Annotated in this window: 21 protein-coding genes and 1 riboswitch; of the genes, 6 read left to right on the top strand and 15 right to left on the bottom strand. The window is 73.2% G+C overall.

What is annotated here, in order from left to right; genetic code table 11:
* Nucleotides 1-238: 238 nt before the first annotated feature.
* The gene (gene mqnC, locus ACQ452_RS01690; protein ID WP_433389255.1) at nt 239-1,429 is read right to left on the bottom strand and encodes a cyclic dehypoxanthinyl futalosine synthase; all 1,191 of its coding nucleotides are present in this window, start codon (nt 1,427-1,429) and stop codon (nt 239-241) included.
* Between the two features lie 135 nt (nt 1,430-1,564).
* The gene (locus ACQ452_RS01685) at nt 1,565-3,412 is read right to left on the bottom strand and encodes an FG-GAP-like repeat-containing protein (protein ID WP_433389254.1); all 1,848 of its coding nucleotides are present in this window, start codon (nt 3,410-3,412) and stop codon (nt 1,565-1,567) included.
* A gap of 285 nt (nt 3,413-3,697) precedes the next feature.
* Here ACQ452_RS01685 and ACQ452_RS01680 point away from each other — a divergent pair, with 285 nt between their 5' ends.
* Nucleotides 3,698-4,462, top strand: coding sequence for a peptidoglycan recognition protein family protein (locus ACQ452_RS01680; protein ID WP_433389253.1), 765 nt, complete (start codon nt 3,698-3,700; stop codon nt 4,460-4,462).
* 51 nt (nt 4,463-4,513) lie between these two features.
* Here ACQ452_RS01680 and paaE read toward each other — a convergent pair whose 3' ends face one another.
* From paaE to paaA, 5 genes are read right to left on the bottom strand one after another with little or no spacing between them, the layout of a single operon-like run.
* Nucleotides 4,514-5,623, bottom strand: coding sequence for a 1,2-phenylacetyl-CoA epoxidase subunit PaaE (gene paaE, locus ACQ452_RS01675; RefSeq protein WP_433389252.1), 1,110 nt, complete (start codon nt 5,621-5,623; stop codon nt 4,514-4,516).
* Entirely contained in the window at nt 5,620-6,093 is a 474-nt protein-coding gene (paaD, locus tag ACQ452_RS01670) for a 1,2-phenylacetyl-CoA epoxidase subunit PaaD (protein WP_433389251.1), read from the bottom strand. Before paaD ends, paaE begins: the two co-directional genes overlap by 4 nt.
* Before the next feature lie 20 nt (nt 6,094-6,113).
* Nucleotides 6,114-6,839: a 1,2-phenylacetyl-CoA epoxidase subunit PaaC gene (paaC, locus tag ACQ452_RS01665; protein ID WP_433389250.1), complete on the bottom strand. Its 726-nt coding sequence runs from the start codon at nt 6,837-6,839 to the stop codon at nt 6,114-6,116.
* A complete protein-coding gene (gene paaB, locus ACQ452_RS01660; protein ID WP_433389249.1) occupies nt 6,836-7,150 on the bottom strand; it encodes a 1,2-phenylacetyl-CoA epoxidase subunit PaaB in 315 nt (104 codons plus the stop codon). The genes paaC and paaB overlap by 4 nt, the downstream gene beginning before the upstream one ends.
* A complete protein-coding gene (gene paaA, locus ACQ452_RS01655; protein ID WP_433389248.1) occupies nt 7,147-8,214 on the bottom strand; it encodes a 1,2-phenylacetyl-CoA epoxidase subunit PaaA in 1,068 nt (355 codons plus the stop codon). Before paaA ends, paaB begins: the two co-directional genes overlap by 4 nt.
* Before the next feature lie 361 nt (nt 8,215-8,575).
* On the opposite strand from paaA, the gene ACQ452_RS01650 reads away from it, so the two are divergent.
* Both ACQ452_RS01650 and ACQ452_RS01645 read left to right on the top strand, forming a co-directional pair.
* Nucleotides 8,576-9,532: a hypothetical protein gene (locus ACQ452_RS01650; protein ID WP_433389247.1), complete on the top strand. Its 957-nt coding sequence runs from the start codon at nt 8,576-8,578 to the stop codon at nt 9,530-9,532.
* On the top strand, nt 9,532-10,473 hold the full coding sequence (locus ACQ452_RS01645; protein ID WP_433389246.1) for a hypothetical protein: 942 nt from the start codon (nt 9,532-9,534) through the stop codon (nt 10,471-10,473). The genes ACQ452_RS01650 and ACQ452_RS01645 overlap by 1 nt, the downstream gene beginning before the upstream one ends.
* 12 nt (nt 10,474-10,485) lie before the next feature.
* Here ACQ452_RS01645 and ACQ452_RS01640 read toward each other — a convergent pair whose 3' ends face one another.
* Complete coding sequence (locus tag ACQ452_RS01640; RefSeq protein ID WP_433389245.1) at nt 10,486-11,337, bottom strand: menaquinone biosynthetic enzyme MqnA/MqnD family protein; 852 nt, start codon at nt 11,335-11,337, stop codon at nt 10,486-10,488.
* Nucleotides 11,338-11,627: 290 nt separating this feature from the next.
* On the opposite strand from ACQ452_RS01640, the gene ACQ452_RS01635 reads away from it, so the two are divergent.
* Nucleotides 11,628-13,769, top strand: coding sequence for a HelD family protein (locus ACQ452_RS01635; protein ID WP_433393933.1), 2,142 nt, complete (start codon nt 11,628-11,630; stop codon nt 13,767-13,769).
* A 57-nt stretch (nt 13,770-13,826) separates the two neighbouring features.
* Here the strand turns inward: ACQ452_RS01635 and ACQ452_RS01630 are convergent, their stop codons facing one another.
* Complete coding sequence (locus tag ACQ452_RS01630) at nt 13,827-14,426, bottom strand: hypothetical protein (protein ID WP_433389244.1); 600 nt, start codon at nt 14,424-14,426, stop codon at nt 13,827-13,829.
* Nucleotides 14,427-14,623: 197 nt separating this feature from the next.
* Between ACQ452_RS01630 and ACQ452_RS01625 the strand changes: the two genes are divergently transcribed.
* Nucleotides 14,624-15,385, top strand: a complete 762-nt coding sequence (locus tag ACQ452_RS01625) for a VOC family protein (protein WP_433389243.1) — start codon at nt 14,624-14,626, stop codon at nt 15,383-15,385.
* 16 nt (nt 15,386-15,401) lie between these two features.
* Here ACQ452_RS01625 and ACQ452_RS01620 read toward each other — a convergent pair whose 3' ends face one another.
* From ACQ452_RS01620 to ACQ452_RS01605, 4 genes are all read right to left on the bottom strand, one after another.
* The gene (locus tag ACQ452_RS01620) at nt 15,402-16,220 is read right to left on the bottom strand and encodes an ABC transporter ATP-binding protein (protein WP_433393932.1); all 819 of its coding nucleotides are present in this window, start codon (nt 16,218-16,220) and stop codon (nt 15,402-15,404) included.
* A gap of 11 nt (nt 16,221-16,231) precedes the next feature.
* Complete coding sequence (locus ACQ452_RS01615; RefSeq protein WP_433389242.1) at nt 16,232-17,335, bottom strand: FecCD family ABC transporter permease; 1,104 nt, start codon at nt 17,333-17,335, stop codon at nt 16,232-16,234.
* 13 nt (nt 17,336-17,348) lie between these two features.
* Nucleotides 17,349-18,287 carry an ABC transporter substrate-binding protein gene (locus tag ACQ452_RS01610; protein WP_433389241.1) on the bottom strand — a complete coding sequence of 313 codons (939 nt, stop codon included), beginning with the start codon at nt 18,285-18,287 and terminating at the stop codon, nt 17,349-17,351.
* Nucleotides 18,288-18,398: 111 nt separating this feature from the next.
* Nucleotides 18,399-18,481: riboswitch (cobalamin riboswitch) on the bottom strand.
* A gap of 165 nt (nt 18,482-18,646) precedes the next feature.
* Nucleotides 18,647-20,527, bottom strand: coding sequence for a M14 family zinc carboxypeptidase (locus ACQ452_RS01605; RefSeq protein ID WP_433389240.1), 1,881 nt, complete (start codon nt 20,525-20,527; stop codon nt 18,647-18,649).
* A 210-nt stretch (nt 20,528-20,737) separates the two neighbouring features.
* Here ACQ452_RS01605 and ACQ452_RS01600 point away from each other — a divergent pair, with 210 nt between their 5' ends.
* Entirely contained in the window at nt 20,738-22,093 is a 1,356-nt protein-coding gene (locus ACQ452_RS01600) for a C39 family peptidase (protein WP_433389239.1), read from the top strand.
* A 168-nt stretch (nt 22,094-22,261) separates the two neighbouring features.
* On the opposite strand, the gene ACQ452_RS01595 is transcribed toward ACQ452_RS01600, so the two are convergent.
* Nucleotides 22,262-22,537 (bottom strand): DUF4229 domain-containing protein, encoded by a 276-nt coding sequence (locus tag ACQ452_RS01595; RefSeq protein ID WP_433389238.1) that lies wholly within the window; start codon nt 22,535-22,537, stop codon nt 22,262-22,264.
* 43 nt (nt 22,538-22,580) lie between these two features.
* On the bottom strand, nt 22,581-23,003 hold the full coding sequence (locus ACQ452_RS01590) for a hypothetical protein (RefSeq protein WP_433389237.1): 423 nt from the start codon (nt 23,001-23,003) through the stop codon (nt 22,581-22,583).
* Between the last annotated feature and the right edge of the window lie 5 nt (nt 23,004-23,008).

Raw genomic sequence — 23,008 nt, 5'->3', positions numbered from 1 at the left:
CGAATTGATATCTATTGCTGCCCTGTTCCGCTCTGCCACCAATCTCGGACGGTAACCTAATCGAGATCAATGGCTGATCTACCCTCACCCGATCGGCCAGCCGGCGGGGCCGCCAGAGGTTACGCTGCGTCGATCGGGCCGCGACGCAACCGCCTCCACACGAAGGCACCCCACCGCCTCGGAGGCGGTGGGGTGCCTTCGCGCAGGACGATCGCCCTGCGCGGCGCGGAGGTGTCGTTCAGCGGGCCTCGACCAGCGGCAGGGACCTGCCGGCGCCGCCGCCCGGCATGGCGATCGAGGAGAAGTGCGAGACCACCCGCTCGTCGGTCGGGTCGTCGGCCGGGGTGTGGTGCACCGCCAGCCGGCGGTAGAGGGTGTCCCGCTGGGCCGGGATCCGGTCCGCCGAGCGGATCATGCCGATCAGCTCGTGCAGGTTGGAGCGGTGCCGCGCGCCGGCCGAGGAGATGACGTTCTCCTCCAGCATGATCGAACCGAGGTCGTCCACGCCCATGTGCAGGGAGAGCTGACCGACGTCCTTGCCGGTGGTCAGCCAGGACGCCTGCAGGTGCGGCACCGTCTCGAAGAAGAGCCGGGACACCGCGACCAGCCGCAGGTATTCCAGGGTGGTGGCCTGCGTGCGGCCCTTGAGGTGGTTGTTCTCCGGCTGGTACGTCCACGGGATGAACGCCCGGAAGCCCTTCGTGCGGTCCTGCACGTCGCGGATCATCCGCAGGTGCTCGATCCGCTCGGCGGCGGTCTCACCGGTGCCCATCATCATGGTGGCGGTCGACTCGAGGCCCTGCCGGTGCGCCAGCTCCATGACCTCGAGCCAGCGCTCGCCCGACTCCTTGAGCGGCGCGATCGCCTTGCGGGGGCGCGCGGGCAGCATCTCCGCGCCGGCGCCGGCGATCGAGTCCAGCCCGGCGGTCTTAATCCGCGAGATGGCCTCGTCGAGGCTGACGCCCGAGACCTTGGCCATGTGCAGGATCTCGCTGGGGCCGATCGAGTGGATGACCAGCTGGGGATAGGCCTTCTTGACCGAGGAGAACAGCTCCTCGTAGTACTCCACGCCGTAGTCGGGGTGGTGCCCGCCCTGGAGCATGACCTGGGTGGCGCCCAGCTCGACCGCCTCGCCGCAGCGGCGCAGGATCTCCTCGGTCGGGTGGGTCCAGCCCTCCCGGTGCTTGGGCGCCCGGTAGAACGCGCAGAACTTGCACGCCGTCACGCAGACGTTCGTGTAGTTGATGTTGCGGTCGATCAGGTACGTGACGACGTTGTCCGGGTAGCGTCGCCGGCGCACCGCGTCGGCGGCCTCGCCCAGGGCGTGCAACGGCGCCTCGGTGTAGAGCAGCAGGGCCTCCTCGGGCGTGATCCGCCCGCCGTCCGCGCCGCGCTGCAGGATGTCGTCGATCTCCCGGCTCACAGTCACCCCCCGAGCCTACGTCGCCCGCCCGGACGGCCGGCCGATGGCCGCCGGACAACCCGCCCGGCGGCCACACCTGTGACCTCGTTCACGCCCGCCGGCGGTACGGCGTCGCCCGTCGGACGACGCCGCACGAACCGGTCAGAAGACGCGCGGGATGCTGCCGAGCGTCCAGGCGTTGCCCACCTTGCTGGCGCTGGTGGCGTAGAGCTTGAAGTCGGCGCTCAGGTCCCCGGTCGCCCGGAAGCCGTACAGGTCGCCGTTGGCGTCCTGGCTGATCAGGTCGGCGCGCCCGTCGCCGGTCAGGTCCCCGACGAAGACGCGCGGCCGGTTCGTCGTGCCCCAGTTGGTGCCGACGTACGGGTACGGCCCCGGGAACAGGAGCCCGTCACCGGTCATCGCCCCCGACGACCGGTACGCCCGCAGCCGCCCGTCCGCGAGCTGGGCCACCAGGTCGGTGGTGCCGTCACCGTCGATGTCGGCCGGCAGCACCCTCGGCATCGAGGAGCTCCGCCAACCGGTGCCGACCACCTTCGCGTCGGCGGTCGCCGGGAAGAGCGCCTGGTCGCGGGAGAGGATGCCGCTGGACGGGTATCCCTTCATGGTGCCGTCGGCGTACTGGGCGATCAGGTCGGTCCGCCCGTCGCCGTTGAAGTCGCCGGTCAGGATGCGCGGCACGGCCGTGGTGGTGAAGCCGGTGCCGACATTCACCGTCAGCCCGGCGAACATCCGGGCGTCAGCGGAGAGGTCGCCCGTGGACGTCCAGACCCGCAGCGTGCCGTCGAGCAGTTGACCGAGCAGGTCGGTGCGGCCGTCGCCGTTGAAGTCACCGGGGATGAGTCGCGGGATCGAGCCGCTGGTGAAGGCGGTGCCGACGATCGCGGTCGCTCCGGAGAAGAGCCGGTAGTCGGCGGACAGGTCGCCGGTCGACTCCCAGGCGGTCAGGGTGCCGTTGCCGCTCTGCCCGATGATGTCCGTCCGGCCGTCCCCGGTGAAGTCACCGGTGAGCACCCGTGGCCGGTTGCCGTCGCCCCAGTTCGTCCCGACGTACGGGTAGGGCGCCGGGAAGAGCGGCGCCGTACCCGAGATGTCGCCGCTCGACGGGTAGACCCGCAGCCGGCCGTCGGCGAGCTGGGCGAGCACGTCGGTGCGGCAGTCGCCGGTCCAGTCGCCCAGGATCCCCACGCCCGCCTGCTCGGCCGGGCCGTGGCTCGCGCCACCGGCACCGCAGTTGGCGGGGGTGTTCTGGCGGATCCAGCCGGCCAGGTCGTCGGTGCGGGTCTCGACGGCGCCCCGCCGGGTCTCCGTCTCGGCGAGACAGCCGCCCTGCCAGGAGGTGTCGTGCACGGCGACCAGTTCGGGACGGCCGTCCACCACCCGCACCGCCGGTCCTCCGGCGTCGCCCTTGCAGGTGGTGGCCCCACCCTCCTCGTTGCTGATCGCGACCGAGGTCGCCGAGACCGTGCCGACCGTGACGGACGCGCCGTGCAGCTTGTCGGGCACCCACTCGGTGGCGGTGCGGCCGAAGCCGAGCGCCTGCAACGTCTCGCCCGGCACGGGTGCCCCGGTGGCGAGCGGGACCGGGGTGACGCCGACCACCGGCAGCGTGAGCCGGAGCAGCGCGAGGTTCCGGTTCGGGTGCTGCACCACGCGGTTGGCGCGCTGCACCCGGCCGTCGTTCGTGGTCAGATCCAGCCGGCCCACGGTGACCGTGGTGGGCAGCGTGGGCGCGCCCCCGGTCGAGCGCGGGTCCGGGACGGGGGGAAGGCAGGAACGGGCCGTCAACACCCACTGGGGCGCGACCAGGGCCCCGGAGCAGGCACCCGCCTCACCGAAGGTGACCTTCGCCGCGAAGGCGTACGCGCTGTCGGTGACCGGGCTGCCCCCGCTGACCGCCCGGGCCGGCGCAGCCGCGACGGCGCCTGCCGTCAGCGTGGCGGCGATACCGATGACGAGGGCTCTTCGCCGTCGTCGTACGAGTTGATCCATCAAGCTCTCCCGTTCCCCGGACCCGACAGCCGGTCGCTCGGCGCTCCCGGGCCGTCCTCGTCGACCCGCCGACCCGTGTCGAGGCACACCGGCCGGCGGCGTCACCTCCCGGTGACGGGTAGGAATATAGATGCCGACGTGCTGTCACACCGTCCCGCTCGAGCGCCCCCCGGCAGACCCATCGATCGATTAGCATTTCTGGATGACGTTGACGACGGGCCGCGCGGCGCACGCGGACACGACGCCCCCGGCACCGGAGTGCCCCGCCGCCCCGACGGCCGCCTGATGGCGACGATCCCCTGGCTCGCCGACGTGCTGCGCGCCGCCGGCGTCACGGTGGTCGAGCACGGCAACTGGCTCGGCCGGACCGCCGGCAGCTCGTTCGCGCCGATCGGGGTGCTGTGGCACCACACCGCCGCCACCTCCAGCGCCGCCAACCCGCACCCCGCCCTGAACATCTGCGTCAACGGCCGTGCGGATCTGCCCGGCCCGCTCTGCCAGGCCCTGGTCGACTACCACGGCGTTTTCCACGTGATCTCCGGCGGGCGGGCCAACCACGCCGGCGTCAGCCGGGGCAGCGGTCCCATCCCGGCCGGCGACGGCAACACCCTCATGGTCGGTTGGGAGATCGACTACAACGGGGTCGGCCAGGGGATGACCGGTGCCCAGTACAGCGCCTCGGTGCTGGCCACCGCCGCCGTGCTGCGCCGGCTCGGCCGCGACGCCAGCCACGCCCGGGGCCACCGCGAGACCAGCACCAGCGGCAAGATCGACCCGTCGTTCATCGACCTCGACTCCATGCGCGCCGACGTGGCCCGCCAGCTCACCGGCAACCCACCCCTCGACCTCACGGAGAACGACATGAAGTTGATCCAGTCACCCGGTCGCGGCATCGCCCTGGTCGGCGCCGGCTACTTCCGGCAGCTCAGCAACAACGAGGAGGTGCACGCCGCCGTCGCGCTCGTCGGCCAACCCCTGGTCGGCAACGACCGCCAGTTCGACCTGTGGCGCAGCATCGCGTACGACGGCCAGGTCAAGGCCCCGAGCTGACCGCCGGGGCCGGGGTCGACGCCACGCCCGGCCGCAGACCCCGCCCGCCCCTCAGGCGTCGTAGTCGACGGTGAGGGTGTCGGTGGTCGGGCTGGACTGGCAGGTCAGGACGTACCCGGCGGCGATCTCGTCCGGCTCCAGCGCATAGTTGCGGGCCATCGTCACCGCGCCGTCGACCACCCTGGCCCTGCAGGTCGAGCAGACCCCGCCCTTGCACGCGTAGGGCAGCTCGCCGCGGACCTTGAGCGCCGCGTCCAGCACCCGCTCGTCACGCCGCATCGTGAAGCGCGACGACCGGCCGTCCAGCAGGATCGTCACCTCGGCGCCACCCCCCGGCCCGTCGGCCGGCCGCCGCGGCGGGGCCGGGGCCTCGGCGACGTGGAACAGCTCCGTGTGCACCGCCGGCTCCGGCACGCCGCGCGCGCCGAGCACCTCCCGGGCGTCCACCACCATGTCGTACGGGCCGCAGAGGAACCACTCGTCGACGGCGTCGCCGGGAACGACGGTCTCCAGCAGCCGGCCCAGCCGGTCGGCGTCGATCCGACCGGAGAGCAACGGGGACTCGCCCTGCTCGCGGGAGAGCACGTGCACCAGGTGCAGCCGGGTCGGCCAGCGGTCCTTCAGGTCGGCCAGCTCCTCGGCGAACATCACCGTGTTGGCCGTGCGGTTGCCGTACACCAGCGTGAACGTGCTGGCCGGCTCGACGGCCAGCGCCGTCGCGACCAGCGCGAGCACCGGGGTGATGCCCGAGCCCGCGACCACCGCGCCGTAGTGGCGGACCCGGTCCGGGGCGAAGGCGGTGGTGAAGTTTCCGAGCGGCGGCAGCACCTCGATGGTGTCGCCGCCGCGCAACGCGCCGCAGGCGAACGCGGAGAAGGCGCCGCCGGGAATCTCCCGCACGCCGATCCGCAGCCGGCCGCGCCGGGCCAGGTCGTCGGGCGTGGAGCAGATGGAGTATGACCGCCGCACGTCCTCGCCGGCGGCACCGGGGCGCCGGACCGTGAGGTGCTGGCCGGCGGAGAACGCGAACGTCTCCCGCAGCTCCTCGGGCACGGCGAAGGTGACCGCCACGGCGTCGTCGGTGAGCCGGTCGACGGCGGCGACGGCAAGCGGATGGAAGACCGGCCGCCGGCGGACCGGGCGGGTGATCGTGACAGTCACAGCGCCTTCAGGTGGTCGAAGGGTTCACGGCAGGAGCGGCACCGCCAGAGTGCCTTGCACGCGGTCGAGCCGAAGCGGCTGACCTGCTCGGTCTCCGGGGAGCCGCAGCGCGGGCAGCGCACGGCGAGGGTCAGCGGCACCGCGGCGCCCGCGCGGACGGGCGACGGCGGGGCGATGCCGGCGGCGGCGAGGCTGGCCCGCCCCCGCTCGGAGATCCAGTCGGTGCTCCACGGCGGGCTCAGCACGGTGCGCACGTCCGCGTCGGGATACCCGGCGCCGGCCAGCGCCCGCCGGATGTCGGCCCGGATCACGTCCATCGCCGGACAGCCCGTGTAGGTGGGGGTGATGGTCACGACCACCCGACCGGTGGCCGGATCCTCGTCGACCGCCCGCAGGATGCCGAGGTCCTCGATGGTGACGACGCGGATCTCCGGATCCACCACCGCCGCCACGGCCGCCCGCGCGCTCACCGCAGCCGCCACCTCGGCGCTCACCAGTGCGCGCCGGGGTGGGCGCGGTGCAGCACCTGCATCTCGGCGAGCAGGTAGGACAGGTGCTCGGTGTGCCCGCCGGTCCGGCCGCCGTCCGGCACCCAACCGGACTCCGGCCGGCTCAGCGTGGCCTCGTCGAGCACGGCGGTGACGCTGGCCTCGAAGTCGGACCGCAGGGTGGCCGGGTCGACCGGCGCCGCCGGGTCGGGGGCGAACAGCTCGTGCGCGTACGGCCAGACCTGGTCGAGCGCCGCCTGCATGCGCCGGTGCGACTCCTCGGTGCCGTCGCCGAGCCGCCGCACCCAGAGCGAGGCGTGGTCGAGGTGGTAGGCCGACTCCTTGCGGGCCTTCGCCCCGATCGCGGCCAGCCGCTGGTCGGCGCACCCGGCCAGCGCGGTGTAGAGCGGGAGCTGGTAGGCCGCGAGGAGGAACAACTTGGCCATGGTGACCGCGAAGTCGCCGTTGGGCAGCTCCACCAGCAGGCAGTTGCGGAACTCCCGGTCGTCGCGGAGGAACGCCAGCGCGTCGGCGTCACGGCCGGCGCCCTCCAGCTCGCCCGCGTACGCCAGCAGGAGCCGGGCCGCGCCGAGCTGGTCGAGGGCGATGTTGGCCAGCGCGATGTCCTCCTCCATCTCCGGCGCGCGGGTGGTCCACTCGGCCAGCCGCTGGGCCGCGACGAGCGCGTCGTCGCCGAGGGCGAGGGCGAAGTCGAAGGGGCCGTTCACAGGTGCGCCACCCCGTCCGGCACCTCGTAGAAGGTGGGGTGGCGGTAGACCTTGTCGGCCGCCGGGTCGAAGAACGCGTCCTTCTCGTCGGGGCTGGACGCGGTGATCGCCGCCGCCGGCACCACCCAGATGGAGACGCCCTCCTGGCGGCGGGTGTAGAGGTCCCGCGCGTTGCGCAGGGCCAGCTCCGCGTCGGGGGCGTGCAGGCTGCCGACGTGGGTGTGCGACAGCCCGCGCCGCGCCCGCACGAAGACCTCCCACAGGGGTGAGAGCCCGCTCCCGCCGGGCTGCTCCGTTCGCTCGCTGCTCACGCGGCCACCCTCTCCTTGTCACCGGCCCGCTTGGCGGCGTACGCCGCGGCGGCCTCGCGCACCCAGGCGCCGTCGTCGTGGGCGCGGCGCCGGTGTGCCATCCGCTGCCGGTTGCACGGACCGTTTCCCTTGATCACCCGCATCAGCTCGTCGTAGTCGGGCTGGGTGAAGTCGTATGCCTGCCGGGCCTCGTTCCAGCGCAGGTCGGGGTCCGGGATCCGCAGACCGAGGATCTCGGCCTGCTGCACGCACATGTCCACGAAGCGCTGCCGCAGCTCGTCGTTCGAGAACCGCTTGATCTTCCAGGCCATGGACTGGGCCGAGTGGGTGGAGTCGGTGTCGGGCGGGCCGAACATCGCCAGCGACGGGTACCACCAGCGGTCGAGGGAGTCCTGCGCCATCGCCTTCTGCTCGGCGGTGCCGTGCGCCAGGGTGTGCAGGATCTCGTATCCCTGCCGCTGGTGGAACGACTCCTCCTTGCAGACCCGGATCATGGCCCGGGCGTACGGGCCGTAGGAGCAGCGGCACAGCGGGACCTGGTTGACGATGGCGGCGCCGTCGACCAGCCAGCCGATCGCGCCCACGTCGGCCCAGGTCAGGGTGGGGTAGTTGAAGATCGAGCTGTATTTCTGCCGGCCGTCGAGCAGCAGCTCGACCAGCTCGTCCCGGCTGATCCCGAGGGTCTCGGCGGCGGCGTAGAGATAGAGGCCGTGGCCGGCCTCGTCCTGGACCTTGGCCAGCAGGATCGCCTTGCGCTTGAGCGAGGGGGCGCGGCTGATCCAGTTGCCCTCCGGCTGCATGCCGATGATCTCGGAGTGCGCGTGCTGCGCGATCTGCCGGATCAGCGTCTTCCGGTAGGCCTCGGGCATCCAGTCGCGCGGCTCGATCTTCTGGTCGGCGGCGATGACCTCGGCGAAGTATGCCTCGAGGTCCTCGCCGGGGGCGGGGGCGTCGGCGTGGCGGCCCTTCTCGGCGGCCGCCCGGAGGGCCGCCTCCGCCGCTTCGACCTCGCCGAGCAGGCCGCCGCCGGGTGCGTCCTCGGCGGAGAAGTCGTTGCCATACATGGGGTCAAGTGTTACAGCTCGCCTTTTCCGGCACCAGAGGGTGTAACAGGTTTCCGGAGTCGGTTTCGGAACGGGCGCCCGGGCCGGTCGGCCTTTCGAAACATGACATGGGTCACGAAGATAAAGTGAATCCCCCCAAGGGCCGCAAAGCGGATTGATATCCCGCCACCACGGCGGGCCGCCGGGCGTCGGGTCCTGGCGTGTCGTCGATCCGCACGTAGACTTCCCCCGTCACACCGATCGGCTGCCGACGATCGCCCCGAGAAGCACGCCGGGGCGCATCCCCCGACCCTCGGCGACCCACCGATCCGTCCGACACCCAGCCGGTCCCCCGGCCCTGACCTCTGGAGTTCATCCACTCATGCGATCCCGCGTGACCCTGGTGCTCGCCGTCGTGGCGATCCTCCTCGGAGGCGGCCTGCTCGTCCCCACCGCGTACGCCCGGTTCGCCGGCGACGATGCCGCGAGCGGCGGAAGCGGCGGTGGGAGCGTCGCGGCCCCCACGCCGGCCCCGCCCCCACCCCCGACCCTGGCGGCCGGCGACGTGTCCGTGAACTTCAAGGGCGAGTTCTTCTCGTGGGCGCTGCTGGACCGGGAGACCGCCGAGATCTCCGGGTCGAAGAACCTGGCCTCGACCAGCTCCACCGAGTCGATGATCAAGGCCTGGTTCGCGGCGGACTACCTCCGCCAGCTCGGCGACAAGCCGGTGCCGGCCGACCGGAAGAAGCAGATCACCACCGCCATCCGGGACAGCAACGACGACGCCGCCAACGCCCTCTACAACGCGGTGGGCCGCGCCGCGACGATCAAGCGGATGACCAGCACCTGCAAGCTCACCGACACCAGGCCGGGCACCGTGCCGGGCTACGTGGGCTGGTGGAGCTTCACCCGGATGTCGCCGCGCGACGCCGTCCGGCTCGGCGACTGCATCGCCGACGGCACGGCCGCCGGCCAGAAGCACACCGGGTACCTGCTGACAGAGATGAGCAAGGTCAGGGGCAGCACGGCCGCCAAGGACCAGAAGGCCCGCTCCGGCGGCGGGCGCTGGGGCATCGTCGACGGCCTCCCCCAGTCGATCCTCAGCCAGGGCCCGGTCAGCATGAAGAACGGCTGGACCCCGCTCAACTACGACGGTAACTGGCACGTGAACTGCCTGGCGGTCACCGACAGGTGGAGCCTCGCGGTGATGCTGCGCTACCCGCAGAAGAGCGGCCTGGACTACGGCGCGCAGGTCTGCGCCTCGGTCGCCAGCCAGCTCGTCACCCCGCAGCCGGGCGCCGCGCTCAAGGTGCCGCAGCAGCTCACCGGGAAGCTCTGATGGCGCGAGAGCAGCGTCGGGCCGACGAGCCCGACGCCTCCCCCGTCAGGCTGATCGCGATCGCGGCGATCCTCATCGGCCTGGTCCTCGTGTCCCTGCGGCTGCTGCCGGGCTCGCCGTTCGAGTCGAAGGCCGCCGCGCAGTGGGGCGCCCCCGCCAGCCCGGCCCAGCGGGACGCGGCCGCCCCGAGCGACCGCAGCTCGCGGCCCTCGCCGACGCCGAGCCCCGCACCGGAGCCGCTGCCGTTCGAGGCGAAGGACCTCGACCTCGACATCGAGGGCTGGTACTCCTGGAGCGTCCTCGACCGCCGCAGCGGCGAGATCATCGGCTCGGACAACATGGACGAGACCAGCACCACCGCGTCGCTGATCAAGGCCTGGATCGTCGCCGACTACCTCCGGCGCGCCGACGACGCCGGCCAGCGGCCCAGCGACGCCAGGCTCGCCGACGCCACGAAGATCATCCGGGACAGCGACAACACCCGGGCCGAGCAGTTCTACGACACGGTCGGCCGGGCCGCCTCGATCAAGCGGCTGATCTCCCTGTGTGACCTGACCGACAGCAAGGTCGCCCCGGACGGCGGCTGGAGCCGCACCGCGCTCTCCCCCCGGGACACCGCCCGGATGGGCGCCTGCATCGCCGACGGCCGCGCCGCCGGACCCGAGTGGACCAAATGGCTCGTCGACGAGATGCGGTTGGTCCGGGGCGGCGGCGACTTCGGCATCCGCAAGGCGTTCCCGGCCGCGGAGCGCAAGACCATCGCCATCAAGAACGGCTGGATCGACCGCACGCGCGAGCAGGAGATGCACATCAACTGCCTGGCCATCGGCGACACCTGGACGATGGGCGTGATGGTCCGCTACCCGATCGGCAAGGGCTACGAGTACGGCATGAAGAACTGCCAGAAGATCACCGAAGCCCTCCTGCGCCCCACCACCTGAGGCCGGCCCGGGTCAGCCGGTGAAGAAGGCCGGGCCGCCCTCCGGGAGGGCGGGCGCCGCGCCCAGGGCGGCGGCACGACCGGCGAACTCGCGCAGGCCGGCGACCTGACGCTCGCCGAGGGAGAAGTCCAGCGCCCGGAAGTACGTCGCCAGCGTCGCGGCGTCGAACGGCTCCCAGCGCGCGGCAGCCTCGGCCACCTGGTCCAGCTCAGCCAGGCAGAGGTCCCGGGAGCGCAGGAACGCCTCGTGCACCTCCTTCACCAGGCCCGGGTGGGCGGCGGCGAAGTCGCGGCGTACCGCCCACACGGCGAAGACCATCGGCAGGCCGGTCCACTCCCGCCACGCCTGCCCGAGGTCGGTGACCTCCAACCCGCGCTTCGGCGCCTCGTAGAGGGCGCGCAGCGCCACGTCGCCGATGAGCACCCCGGCGTCGGCCTCCAGCAGCATCTGGGTCAGGTCCGGCGGGCAGCGGAAGTACTCGGGGTTCACCCCGTACCGCTCGCCGAGCAGGAGCTGGGCCAGCAGCACGCCGGTCCGCGACGTCGAGCCCAGCGCCACCTTTCCGTGGTCCAACTCGGTCAGCGGCCGGGTGGAGACGATGTTGACCGACAGCACCGGGCCGTCGCTGCCGACCGCCAGGTCGGGCAGGAGCAGCAGTTCGTCGGCATGGCGCAGGTATTCCACGTGGGAGATCGGGCCGATGTCCAGGTCGCCGGCGACCAGGGCGGCGCTGAGCCGGTCCGGGGAGTCCTTGTGCAGGTCGACGTCGATAAGCGCGCCGGAACGCATCAGCCCCCAGTAGATCGGCAGGCAGTTCAGAAACTGGATGTGACCGACCCGGGGCCGTGCGACGTGCTCAACCATGCCCCGACCGTATCCCCGTCGTCGCTCGTGGGCTCAGCGGGCCGGGGTGGGAGTGGCCAACCCCGCATCCGCCACCGGGACGCCGACCGCCCGCGCCCGCCGGTTCAGGCGGCAGCGGCCGGGCGCCGGCACCACTGTCGAAAACCGATGGAGCGTCACCCGCCCGGCGCGTACGCTGTCAGGTCGCTGACGGCCAGGGTGAGGTGACCACCGCATCGGACGTCCCGCGCCGGGGGCCGGCCCATCCGCCCGCCGGACACGCGAGCGACCGGCAGCTGACCCCGACGGGAATCACCGTGACCGACCTCGACCTCGATCTCGACGCCGAACGCGAGCACCTCGCCATCTCCCGGGCGGCACTGGCCCGGATGCGGGAACGCGCCCGGGCCCTCTTCAGCACCGGTGACCAGGTGGCCGGCGACGCGTACGCGGCCGAGACGCTCGGGCGCACCCTGGCCCGCCGGGTCGCCGAACTCGCCGACGACCCCGGTACGCCGCTCTTCTTCGGGCGCCTCGACTTCGGCGCGGCGACCGGGACCCCGCCCGGCGGGGAACGACCCGGCGACGAACCGGGCGGTTGGCACCCGGACCACGCCGGGCGCCGCTACCACGTCGGGCGGCGGCACGTCACCGACGACCGGGGCGAGCCGCTGGTGCTGGACTGGCGGGCCCCGGTCTCCCGGTCCTTCTACCGGGCCAGCGCACGTGACCCGCAGGGTGTGGCCGTGCGGCGCCGCTTCGGGTTCAGCGGCGGGACGCTGACCAGCTTCGAGGACGAGCGCCTCGACCGGGGCGAGGAACTCGGCACGACCAGCCGGATCCTGACCGCCGAGATCGAGCGGCCCCGTGTCGGGCCGATGCGCGACATCGTCGCCACGATCCAGCCGGAGCAGGACGAGCTGGTCCGGGCCGACCTGGCCGACTCGATCTGCGTGCAGGGCGCCCCCGGCACCGGCAAGACGGCCGTCGGCCTGCACCGGGCCGCGTACCTGCTCTACCTGCACCGGGAGCGGCTGCGCCGCTCGGGCGTGCTGATCGTGGGGCCGAACCGGACCTTCCTGTCATACATCGCTGCGGTGCTGCCGGCGCTCGGCGAGGTCGAGGTCGAGCAGGCGACGGTGGAGGACCTGGTCGGCGGCGGGGTGCCGGTGCGGGCGGTCGACGACCCGGCGGTCGCCCTGGTCAAGCACGACGCCCGGATGGCCGAGGTGCTGCGCCGGGCCGTCGACGCGTACATCGGCGAGCCGACCGAGCCGATCACGGTCTCGGACGGCTCCTTCCGCTGGCGGATCGGGCTGGACCCGCTGCACCGGCTGGTCGAGGAGGCCCGGCGGGAGCGGCTGCCGTACGCCACGGGGCGCGAGCGCGTCCGGGCCCGGGTGGTGTCGCTGCTGCAACGGCAGGCCGAGGCGCGGCGTGCCGAGTCACCGAGCGACGCCTGGCTGCGTCGGATGGGCCGGGCCACGCCGGTCACCGCCTTCCTCGACGCGGTCTGGCCGGCGCTCACCCCGCAGGGGCTGGTGCACGCCCTGCTCGCCGATCCGCAGCGGCTCGCCGCGGCGGCCGACGGGCTGCTCAGCGCCGAGGAGCAGGCGCGGCTGCGCGGCCTCGCCGACCCGGCCCAGTCGGCGGACGCCCCGCCCCCCGCGCGCCCTCGGGCGGCCGGCACGAAGCTCGGCCGGACGCCGAAGGCCACGAAGTGGACGGCGGCCGACGCGGTGCTGATCGACGAGGCGGCCGGGCTGATCGAGCGGCCGGGCGGCTTCGGGCACGTCGTCGTCGACGAGGCGCAGGACCTGTCGCCGATGCAGTGCCGGGTGATCGCCCGGCGCAGCGAACACGGCTCGATCACCCTCCTCGGCGACCTTGCCCAGGGCACCGCCCCGTGGGCGAGCGTCGACTGGCGGGAGTCCCTGCGCCACCTCGGCAAGCCGGACGCCGTCGTGGTGCCGCTCACGATCGGCTTCCGGGTGCCCGCCGTCGTGGTCGCGTTCGCCAACCGGCTGCTGCCGGCGCTCGCCGTCGACGTGCCCCCGGCCGAGTCGCTGCGCCGCGACGGCGCGCTCGACGTGCGTACCGTCGAGGACCTGACCGCCGCGACGGTGGCCGAGGTGCGCGCGGCGCTGGCCCACGACGGGTCGATCGGCGTGATCGTCCCGGACGCCGCGGTGGACGGGCTGCGCTCGGCGCTCGCCGACGCCGGCGTGAGCACCGCGACCGCCGACGACGTCGACGCCGCCGCCCGGGTCACCGTGGTGCCCGCCACCATGGTCAAGGGCCTGGAGTACGACCACGTGGTGGTCGTCGAGCCGGCCGCGATCGTGGCGGCCGAGCCGCGCGGCCTGCACCGGCTCTACGTGGTGCTGACCCGGGCCGTCTCCCGCCTGTCGGTGCTGCACCGGGAGCCGCTGCCGCCGCTGCTGGCCGACTGACCGGCGCGCCCGGCGCCGGCCCGCTCAGCGACGCGCCCGGCGCCGGTGGCGACCTGCTCAGCGGGACAGGGCGGCGGCGACCTCGCGCAGCGGCCGGCCCGACTCGGCGATCGGCACGGTGAAGGCCAGCCACGACCCGTCGGTGAAGTCGACGCGCAGCCGCTTCGGATTCAGCCGGTGCCAGCCCACCCGGGCAGCCGCCACCTCGGTGCGGGCCGCCGCGAACACGACCCGCGTCCCAGCCAGGGACCGCTCGTCGTCGGCCCGCCAGGCGAACAGCTTCACCGCACCGGTGAGGCAGACCAGCAGCCGCTGGTCGGTGGCCGCGATCAGCGTGTCCCGCACGGTCCCGGGCGACCGGGGCGGATGGAGTGCCCGGTGCAGGCGGGCGGCGACCGAGCCGGCGGCGCCGCGACCGGCGACCCCCCAGCAGACCCGGTCCACCAGCCGGTCGCCGGGCCCGAAGGTGACCACGGGGGCCAGCAGGTTGAGCAGCACCCCGCCGGCGGTCACCCGGACGGAGCCCTGCGGTGCCGTCGCGTCGGGCGCAGCCGCCGGCTGCGCGCCGTGCGCGGCCTCGGCCTTCGCGTACGCGAGCAGCCGCTCGCCGGGCTCGACGAGCTGGCCGAGCCGGTCCCGGTAGCCACTGTCCTGCATTGATCCAGTATCGGGCGTCGACGCCGTCACCGTCGGCCCGCGCCCGCCCCCGTGCCGCCCGCGGTGGGCGAACCGGCGCGACGACTGTCGACGGTTCAGCTGACGTTTCGCCCGATCCGCCACCCGGTGCGGCGGGTCGGTGCCACGATTCCGGCAGGGGCGTGCCACGTGGCCGTCCCCCGCCGAGAGGGGTCGACGTGAGCACCGTCCCGCCGGGCACACCCTGCTGGGCCGACCTCGCCACCCCGGGCCTCGCCGACGCGCGGCGGTTCTACCCTGAGCTGTTCGGCTGGACCGGCCGGGTCGACCCGGAGCCCGAGGCCGGCGGCTACACCGTCTTCCTGCTCGACGGGCGGGCGGTGGCGGGCGCGGGCCCCCCGGCCATCCCCGACCAGGTGCCGATCTGGTCGACGTACGTGGCGACCGACGACGCCGACCTGGTGGCGGGCCGGGTCGAACGGGCGGGCGGGCAGGTGGTGGTGCCCCCGTTCGAGGTCTTCGACAGGGGACGGATGGCGGTCTTCGCCGACCCCGCCGGGGCGGCGTTCAGCGTCTGGCAGCCGATGGCGATGCCCGGTGCCGAGGTCTTCGACACCCCGGGGGCGCTGACCTGGACGGAGCTCGTCACCCCCGACCCGGAGGGCGCGAAGGTCTTCTACGAGCTGGTCTTCGGCTGGCACCCGGACGACCAGCAGGTCGGCCCGGTCACCTACACGGGCTGGCGGATGGGCACCCGGATCGTGGCCGGCATGGTGCCGCCACTCGGCGACGGGTTCCCCACGGACACGCCCGCGTACTGGTCGGTGTACTTCGCGGTGGCCGACACCGACGCGGCCGCCGCCCGCGCCGCCGAACTCGGCGGCACCATCCTGGTTCCGCCGCAGACCGCCCCGGCGGGCCGCTTCGCCGCCCTCCGCGACCCACACGGCGCCCTCTTCAACGTCCTGGCCCGCCCCTGACCGGCGGGAACCGGGGTCAGGTGCGGGGACGCACGGGGACCACCAGCGGGCCGTGGTCGCCGGGGATGACGCGGACGGTGGCGCGGTACCAGGTGGCGAGGAGCTGCTCGGTCAGCACCTCGTGGGGGGTGCCGGCGGCCACCACCCGGCCGTCGGCGAGCAGCACCATGCGGTCGGCGTACTCGCCGGCGATGCAGAGGTCGTGCATGGTCGCGAGCACGGTCAGGCCGTGCTCACGGCGCAGCCGGTCGACCAGCTCCAGCACCTCCTGCTGGTGGCCGATGTCCAGGGCGCTGGTCGGCTCGTCCAGCAGCAGCAGGGTCGCGCCCTGGGCCAGCGCGCGGGCCAGGAAGACCCGCTGCCGCTCCCCGCCGGACAGGGTGGCCAGCTCCCGGCCGTGGAACCCGGCCAGATCCAGCCCGTCGAGCACCTCGTGCGCGGCGGCCAGGTCGGCGGCGGACTCCCGGCCCAGCGACGGGATGTAGGGGGTGCGGCCCAGCAGCACGTAGTCGAACACCGACATGCCGGCCGGCACGACCGGGGACTGGCCCACGGTGGCGACCACCCGGGCCCGGTCGCGGCGGCGCAGCGCCCCGCTCGGCGTACCGAAGAGGGAGACGGCGCCCGACGCGGGCAGCAGGCCGCCGACGGCCCGCAGCAGGGTCGACTTCCCGGCGCCGTTCGGGCCGATCACGGTGACCCACTCGCCCGGGGCGACGGTCAGGTCGACGCCGGCCAGGATCGGCGTGCCGTCCAGCCGCACGTGCAGGTCACGCACCTCGACGGCGGGGACCGCCGGGCGCGCCGCCCGGCCGTCGGCCGCCGCGGCCGGCAGGCGTGCCGCGCTCACCCGAGCATCCGGCGGGAGGTACGCAGGACCAGCACGAAGAACGGCCCGCCGAGCAGCGCGGTGACCACGCCGATCGGGATCTCCGACGGGGCGGCTGCGGTGCGGGCCACCACGTCGGTCAGGGCCAGGAAGGCCCCACCGAAGAGCAGTGAGAGCGGCAGGATCACCCGGTAGCTCGATCCGGCGAGCAGCCGGACGGTGTGCGGCACGATGATCCCGACGAAACCGATCAGGCCGGACGCGGAGACGGCGGCGGCGGTGCCGAGCGAGGCGGCGGCGATGAGCAGGTAGCGCGACCGCTGGGGGTGCAGCCCGAGGCTGGTGGCCTCCTCGTCGCCGACGGAGAGCACGTCGAGCTCCCGCCGGTGCAGCAGCACCACCAGGGCGGTGACCAGGAAGTACGGCAACACCAGCCGCACGTCGTGCCAGCCGGCGGTGGCGAGCCGCCCGAGCAGCCAGGAGTAGACCTGCTGGATGTTGTCGGACTCGCGTTGCAGCAGGTAGGTCTGCCCGGCCGAGAGGAACGCGGAGACGGCCACCCCGGCGAGGATCAGCGTGGCGGTGGAGCGGCCACGCCCGCCGGACGCACCGAGCAGGTACGTCATCGCCACCGCGCCGATCGAGCCGACGAACGCGGCCAGCGGGATGGTCAGCGGCAGCCCGGTCAGTGCCCCGCCCGCCCCGGCGCCGAGGGTGATCACCGCCGTGACCGCGAGCCCGGCACCGGCCGCCACGCCGAGCAGGTACGGGTCGGCCAGCGGGTTGCGGAACACCCCCTGGTAGCAGCCGCCGGCGAGGGCGAGCAGGCCGCCGACCAGCAGGCCGAGCACCACCCGGGGCAGCCGCAGCTCGGTGACGATGGCGATCTCGCGTTCGGTCAGCCCGCTGTCGAGGCTCACGCCGGGGACGAGGTTGAGCAGTTCGGCCGCGACGCTTCCCGGGGGCAGGCTGACCGGGCCGAGGGACACCCCGGCGACCAGGGCGACCAGCACGGCGGCGACGCCGGCGACCAGCCAGCGGGGCCGCAGCCCGGCGGGCCGGGACGCGGTGAGCGTCCCGGCCGGCCGGGCGGGCGGGGCCGGCGTGGAGTGGACCTTCATCGACCGGTGCGGGTCACGCGGGAACCTTGGCAATCGCGTCGACGATCACGCGGAGCAGGTCCACCACGCGGGGTCCCCAGCGGGAGGCCACATCGTCGTCGAGCGCGACGACCTGGTTGTTCTTGACGGCGGTGAGGCCGCCCCAGCCGCCGCGCGCCCCGACCGTCGCCCCGCTCTGCTGGCAGCACTTCGTGTCGGCGAGGAAGACGAAGTCCGGGTCGGCCTTGATGATGATCTCCGGGGAGAGCTGCGGGTAGCCGCCCTGCTTGCCGTCGGCGTCGGACGCGTCGGCGATGTTCTCGAGGCCGGCCAGCGCGTAGATCGAGCCGATGAAGGTCTTGCTGGTGGCGGTGTAGAGCTCCGGGCCCAGCTCGTGGAAGTAGGTCAGCTTCTCGGCCCGCTTCGGCAGGTCGGCGACCAACTTGGCGATGTCGTCCTTCATCCGCCCGGTCACGTCGGCGGCCTCGGTGACGTGACCGGTGAGGGTGCCCAGCTCGGTGAGCTGCCGGTAGGTGTCGTCGAGGGTGGTCGCCGCCGGGGTGCGGTAGACCGGGATCTTGAGCGCGCCGAGCTGCTCGACGATCTTGTTGCGGTCGTCGGAGAGCACCACCAGGTCGGGGTTCCTGCCGGCGATGGCCTCGGCGTTCGGCGAGAAGCTGGACAGGTCGCTCTTCGGCACGTCGGCCGGATGGTTCGACTGGTCGTCCACGGCGGTGACCTGCTTGCCGGCGCCGATGGCGAAGAGCATCTCGGTGGCCGCCGGTGAGAGCGAGACGATCTTCTCGGGCCGCTTCTGGAGCGTGAGCGGGCCGACGGTCGCCGGGAAGGCGACGCCCGCCGAGCTCGCGCCGGTGGCAGGGGTGTCGTCGGAGCTCTTCTCGGCGCACGCGCCGAGGGCGAGCGCGGCCACCACGAGGGTCGCCGCGAAGAGCCGGGGGGTACGTCTGAACATCGGTCCTCCTGTCGGTCGAGGAGCGTGGTGCTTCGCCGACAGGGTGCCCAGGCGCCCGTGGGCGAGGCGCCCTTCCTCGAGAGCGCGTGTCGCGACCACGGACGCAGGCGACCTGGCTCGTCCCCGCCGCCCCGGCGCTCGGCCGGAGGTGGTGGGGCATCACAGTTGCGGGACAGCGCCGGTTTCGCACCGACTTCGCTGCGCGTGGTCGGTAGAACCGTAGCGCACGCCCCGGACGTGCCTCGTCGATCCAGGGGGTATCGCCGCCCGTTGATGATCAACGGCAGCGACACGCCCTGGATCGACGCCTGCTGGCGGGTGGTGGGGCCCCGCCGGGGGTGGAACGGGGCCCCACCGGCTCAGGAACTGGTGATGGTGACGTTGTCCACAGCCGCCTCGACGAGGCTCGCGCCGGAGGCGTCCGCCGCCTCGACGAGGATCCGCACCGACTGACCGGCGTACGGGGTGAGGTTGGCGTTCGACACCGCCCACGCGCCGTTGCGGTTGCTGGCCGCCCCGGACTGGGTGAACAGGGCCGTGGTGCCGCCGCTGTGCACCACGCTCACCCGCAGGTAGTCGGCCGACGAGGCGTTCGAGCCGTGGGCCAGGTACCAGGCCAGCGAGAGGGTCAGCGTGCCGCTCGACGGCAGGGTCACCGCCGGCGACCGGGCGCTGGTGGTGCCGCCGTCCAGGTCGTGGTCGCCGGCCGCCGTGCCGGCGAGCCGGCCGGTGACCAGGTCGTTGGCGCCGGCGTACGGGGTGAGCTGCTTCGCCCCGCTGGAGTTGGTCGCCTGGGCGGCGCCCCGCTCCCACACCCCGAGGGTCGCGGTGTCGGTGCCGTTCGGGTTGATCGTCCAGCCGGTGGCCGTCTCGAAGGTGTCCGACCAGACCGTGGTGCCGCTGCCACCGCCGCAGTACTGCGTCTGCTTGCCGATGACCCGGTACGGGCAGTCGGCGTACTCGCTGATCAGCAGGACCGCCTCCCGGTTGCGGGAGGTCTGCGCGGGGATCACCTCGTCGGGCGGGTAGAAGCCGCCGCCGGAGGCCGAGCCGGGATACATCTCGAACGTGTACGCCCAGATGCCGTGCTGGCCCCACATCCAGTCGATGCTGTCCCCGTCGGTGATGTAGAGGTCGCTGGACTGCTGCGGGGTGTACCCGTTGGTGTTCGCCATCTGCTGGCCGAGCGTGGCGAAGGTGCTGTACTGGTCGGCGCTCATCCCCGTGCCGGTGTTGTTGTACGTGTAGCCGAACGGCCAGAGCACGAGCTGCGAGTACGTGTGGAAGTCGATGTTGGCCTTGATCTGCTGGGTGCCGCCGACCACCCGGCTGTTGACGAAGTTCCGCAGCGCCTGGGTCTCCGGCGCGGAGAACGCCGACGGGCCCCGGTAGGTCTCCGACGAGGTCGAGCCGGACGAGCCTCCGCAGCAACCCCACTGGTAGGACCAGTTGCGGTTCAGGTCGGTGCCGACGGCCGTCGAGCCGCTGTTGGGCTGCCGGTTCTTGCGCCAGGACCGGTAGGAGCCGGTCGCGATGTCGTACTCGCTGCCGTCGGGGTTGACGGTGGGCACGATCCAGATCTCCCGGGTGTTCACGATGCCGCTGATCCGGGAGTCCGTGCCGTAGCTGTCGGTGAAGAGGTTGAGCAGGTAGATCGCCATCTCGACGGTCAGGTGCTCGCGGGCGTGCTGCTGCGAGTTGAACAGGATCTCCGGTTCGTTCTCGTCGGTGGCGACGTTGTCGGAGATCTTCACCGCCATCAGGTCGCGGCCCTCGTACGAGGAACCGATGCTGATCTTGCGGGCGATCGACGGGTGGTCGGCGACCACCTTGTTGACCACCGCGGTCAGTTCGGCGTAGTCGTGGTAGTTGGAGTCGGCCGGCGGGAACGCGGCGGTGCCGACGTCGCCCTCGGCGTGACTGTGCCCGTCGGCGGGCGCGGCGGGGACCGCCTCCAGCCGGAAGCCGAGCCGGGTGATCGCCGCCGCCTCGGCCGGGGTGGCCGAGACGTTCAGCACACCGTGCTCGACGAGGTCGATGGCGGCCCCGGTGCCGGCGACGGCGGTGCGGTCGGCGACCGTGCGCGGGCCGAGCACCCGGTAGGACGCCGCCGCGGGTTCGGCGGCGCGGTCCGGGGCCGGTCGGGCGGCGGCCGGCGCGGCGGCGACCGTCAACAGGCCGAACCCGATGGCGACGGCGAGCGCCAGGCGACGGCGGAAGGCGGGCTTGCGGAGGGCCATGGACAACCTCCTCGGAGGGCGGGGAAGATCCCGCTCGGTGGAGGACACTCCACCATCCGTCACATGGTCATATCAACATTCGTCGCTGCCCAGTTGCATGTCATCCGGATCCTCACACCGGCAATGATTTTCCGGCTCCCGACCTCTGGCGAAAGTTCCTTCCGGACGGGACACTGACCGGCAAACGACGTCAGTCCCTGCGGAGGACCCATGGCCCAGACACGCCTGCGTACGGCCGCCCTCGCGGCCGCCACCGCGTTCACCCTGCTCGGCACCGCGGCCCCCGCCGTAGCCGCGCCCGCCGCGGCCCCGGCCGCCAACCGACAGGTGGTCCACGACGAGCAGATCACCTTCCAGGACTGGTCCCGCTACCCCGACTGGCGGCGCGGCACCCACGCCGGCACGCGGGCCGTCCCCGGCCGCCAGCCGGGCGTGACGCTGGACCGGCCGCTCGGCACCACGGACTACACCGACCCGCACACGGGCACGACCCGGAGCTGGGAGTACGCGACCTGGACCTCCCCGGTCACCCGGATCGGCTTCGACGCCACCGAGCTGATCGCCTCCTGGAACGCCGAGACCCCGGCCGGCACCTGGATCCAGGTCGAGATGCAGGGCACCTACAACACCGGCACCCAGACCAAGTGGTACGTGATGGGCCGCTGGGCCTCCGGTGACGCGGACATCAAGCGCACCAGCGTCGACAGGCAGGGCGACCCCTGGTCGACCATCTGGACCGACACGTTCAGCATCGACGACGCCTCCGCCGGCGTGCTGCTGCGCGACTACCAGCTCCGGCTCACCCTCTACCGGGCGCCGGGCCAGCGGGCCGCACCGGTCGTGCACACGGTGGGCGCGATGAGCTCGAACGTGCCCGACCGGTTCACCGTCACCCCGAGTGCCGGCCGCATCGCCTGGGGCAAGGAACTCGCCGTGCCCCGCTACTCCCAGAACGTCCACGCCGGCCACTACCCCGAGTACGACGGTGGCGGCCAGGCCTGGTGCTCCCCCACCTCCAGCACGATGGTGATCGAGTACTGGGGCCGGAAGGCGTCCGAGGAGGACACCTCCTGGGTCGACCCGACCTACCCGGACCCGACGGTCAACCACGCCGCCCGGATGACCTACGACTACCAGTACGACGGCGCCGGCAACTGGCCCTTCAACACCGCGTACGCGGCCAGCTACCCCGGCCTGGAGGCGCGGGTCACCCGGCTGCACTCGCTGGACGAGGTGGAGCGCTTCATCGCCGCCGGCATTCCGGTGGTGACCAGCCAGTCCTTCATGGCCAGCGAGCTGGACGGGGCGGGCTACGGCACCTCGGGGCACCTGTTCGTGGTGGTCGGCTTCACCGCCGACGGCGACGTGATCGTCAACGACCCGGCCTCGTCGAGCAACGACGCGGTGCGCAACGTCTACAAGCGCGAGCAGTTCGAGCAGATCTGGCTGCGGACCAAGCGGACCAACGCCAGCGGCGGGGTGTCCGGCGCGTCCGGCGGCGTCGTCTACCTGATCAAGCCCGACAAGCTCCCGTGGCCGAAGGTCTCCGGCTCCACCAACTGGTGACCTGACACCGACCAGAACGACCGGGGGTCCGCGTCGCCGGCTGAGCCGGGCGACGCGGACCCCCGGTCGGTTCAGGCCACCGGGCCCGGGCCGCCGGGCACTCGGTCGACGCTGCGGGCGCTGGCCGCCCGGCCCCCGGTCAGCGGCGCGGGCCGCCCGGCCCTCGGGTCACTTCGGCGCGTCGGGCGCCTGCGGGTCCTGGTCCTCGCCGGCGAGGGCGGAGCGCAGGCGCTCCTTCTCGCCGCGACGGCGCTCGGCGGCGGTGGCCATCTCCTCGGCCATCTCGTCCCGCCAGCCCTTGAGCAGGAAGAACGACAGGGCGGCCGAGAAGGCCAGCGCCACCATCAGCTTGATGAAGATGTTCAGCTCGACCAGCCAGAGGGCCGCCAGTACGGCGACGAACAACCCGAGCCGGCCCAGCGTGTACTTGACCGCCGCGCTCACGTTCCGCACTCCGTTCTCCGCCGCCGGACTCCCGGCGACAGGTTCAGCCCGTCCGGCGGGCCAGCCAGTGGACGCCGTGGAACCAGATCACCGCGTACCCGACGGTGAACGTCGCCGCGCCCAGCCCGCCGGAGACCAGCGGCGGCAGCCCGGCGGCGAGGCCCGCCACCACCAACCCGGCGAGCACGCCCACCGCGCCGGCCGCCAGCGCCGTCACCACCCGGGCCGCGCCGAACTCCCAGGCGCGGAAGTCGTCCCAGAACAGCCAGGCCGGCAGGATGATGGCCAGCCAGCCGTTGGCCTGCCCGAAGTCACCGCTGCCGATGAGCGCGAACGCCCAGTCGAACAACGCCACCGCCAGCACGCCGATGACCAGGCCGGCCAGGCTCACCCCGAGCAGGTCGCCCAGGGTGAGGATGCGCCCCTCGGCGTCCCGGCGGGGAAACCCGCCCTGCTGCTCGGTCATGGGCT

The organism is Micromonospora sp. KLBMP9576 (genome assembly GCF_050941805.1).
Taxonomy (GTDB): domain Bacteria; phylum Actinomycetota; class Actinomycetes; order Mycobacteriales; family Micromonosporaceae; genus Micromonospora.
This window is presented reverse-complemented; position numbering and strand designations above follow the sequence as displayed.

What these genes read in the sequence shown, in the direction of transcription:
- ACQ452_RS01685 (WP_433389254.1), bottom strand. Translation starts at nt 3,412, where the DNA reads ATGGATCAACTCGTACGACGACGGCGAAGAGCCCTCGTCATCGGTATC.
- ACQ452_RS01680 (WP_433389253.1), top strand. Translation starts at nt 3,698, where the DNA reads ATGGCGACGATCCCCTGGCTCGCCGACGTGCTGCGCGCCGCCGGCGTC.
- paaA (WP_433389248.1), bottom strand. Translation starts at nt 8,214, where the DNA reads ATGTATGGCAACGACTTCTCCGCCGAGGACGCACCCGGCGGCGGCCTG.
- ACQ452_RS01650 (WP_433389247.1), top strand. Translation starts at nt 8,576, where the DNA reads ATGCGATCCCGCGTGACCCTGGTGCTCGCCGTCGTGGCGATCCTCCTC.
- ACQ452_RS01645 (WP_433389246.1), top strand. Translation starts at nt 9,532, where the DNA reads ATGGCGCGAGAGCAGCGTCGGGCCGACGAGCCCGACGCCTCCCCCGTC.
- ACQ452_RS01640 (WP_433389245.1), bottom strand. Translation starts at nt 11,337, where the DNA reads ATGGTTGAGCACGTCGCACGGCCCCGGGTCGGTCACATCCAGTTTCTG.
- ACQ452_RS01630 (WP_433389244.1), bottom strand. Translation starts at nt 14,426, where the DNA reads ATGCAGGACAGTGGCTACCGGGACCGGCTCGGCCAGCTCGTCGAGCCC.
- ACQ452_RS01615 (WP_433389242.1), bottom strand. Translation starts at nt 17,335, where the DNA reads ATGAAGGTCCACTCCACGCCGGCCCCGCCCGCCCGGCCGGCCGGGACG.
- ACQ452_RS01610 (WP_433389241.1), bottom strand. Translation starts at nt 18,287, where the DNA reads ATGTTCAGACGTACCCCCCGGCTCTTCGCGGCGACCCTCGTGGTGGCC.
- ACQ452_RS01605 (WP_433389240.1), bottom strand. Translation starts at nt 20,527, where the DNA reads ATGGCCCTCCGCAAGCCCGCCTTCCGCCGTCGCCTGGCGCTCGCCGTC.
- ACQ452_RS01600 (WP_433389239.1), top strand. Translation starts at nt 20,738, where the DNA reads ATGGCCCAGACACGCCTGCGTACGGCCGCCCTCGCGGCCGCCACCGCG.
- ACQ452_RS01590 (WP_433389237.1), bottom strand. Translation starts at nt 23,003, where the DNA reads ATGACCGAGCAGCAGGGCGGGTTTCCCCGCCGGGACGCCGAGGGGCGC.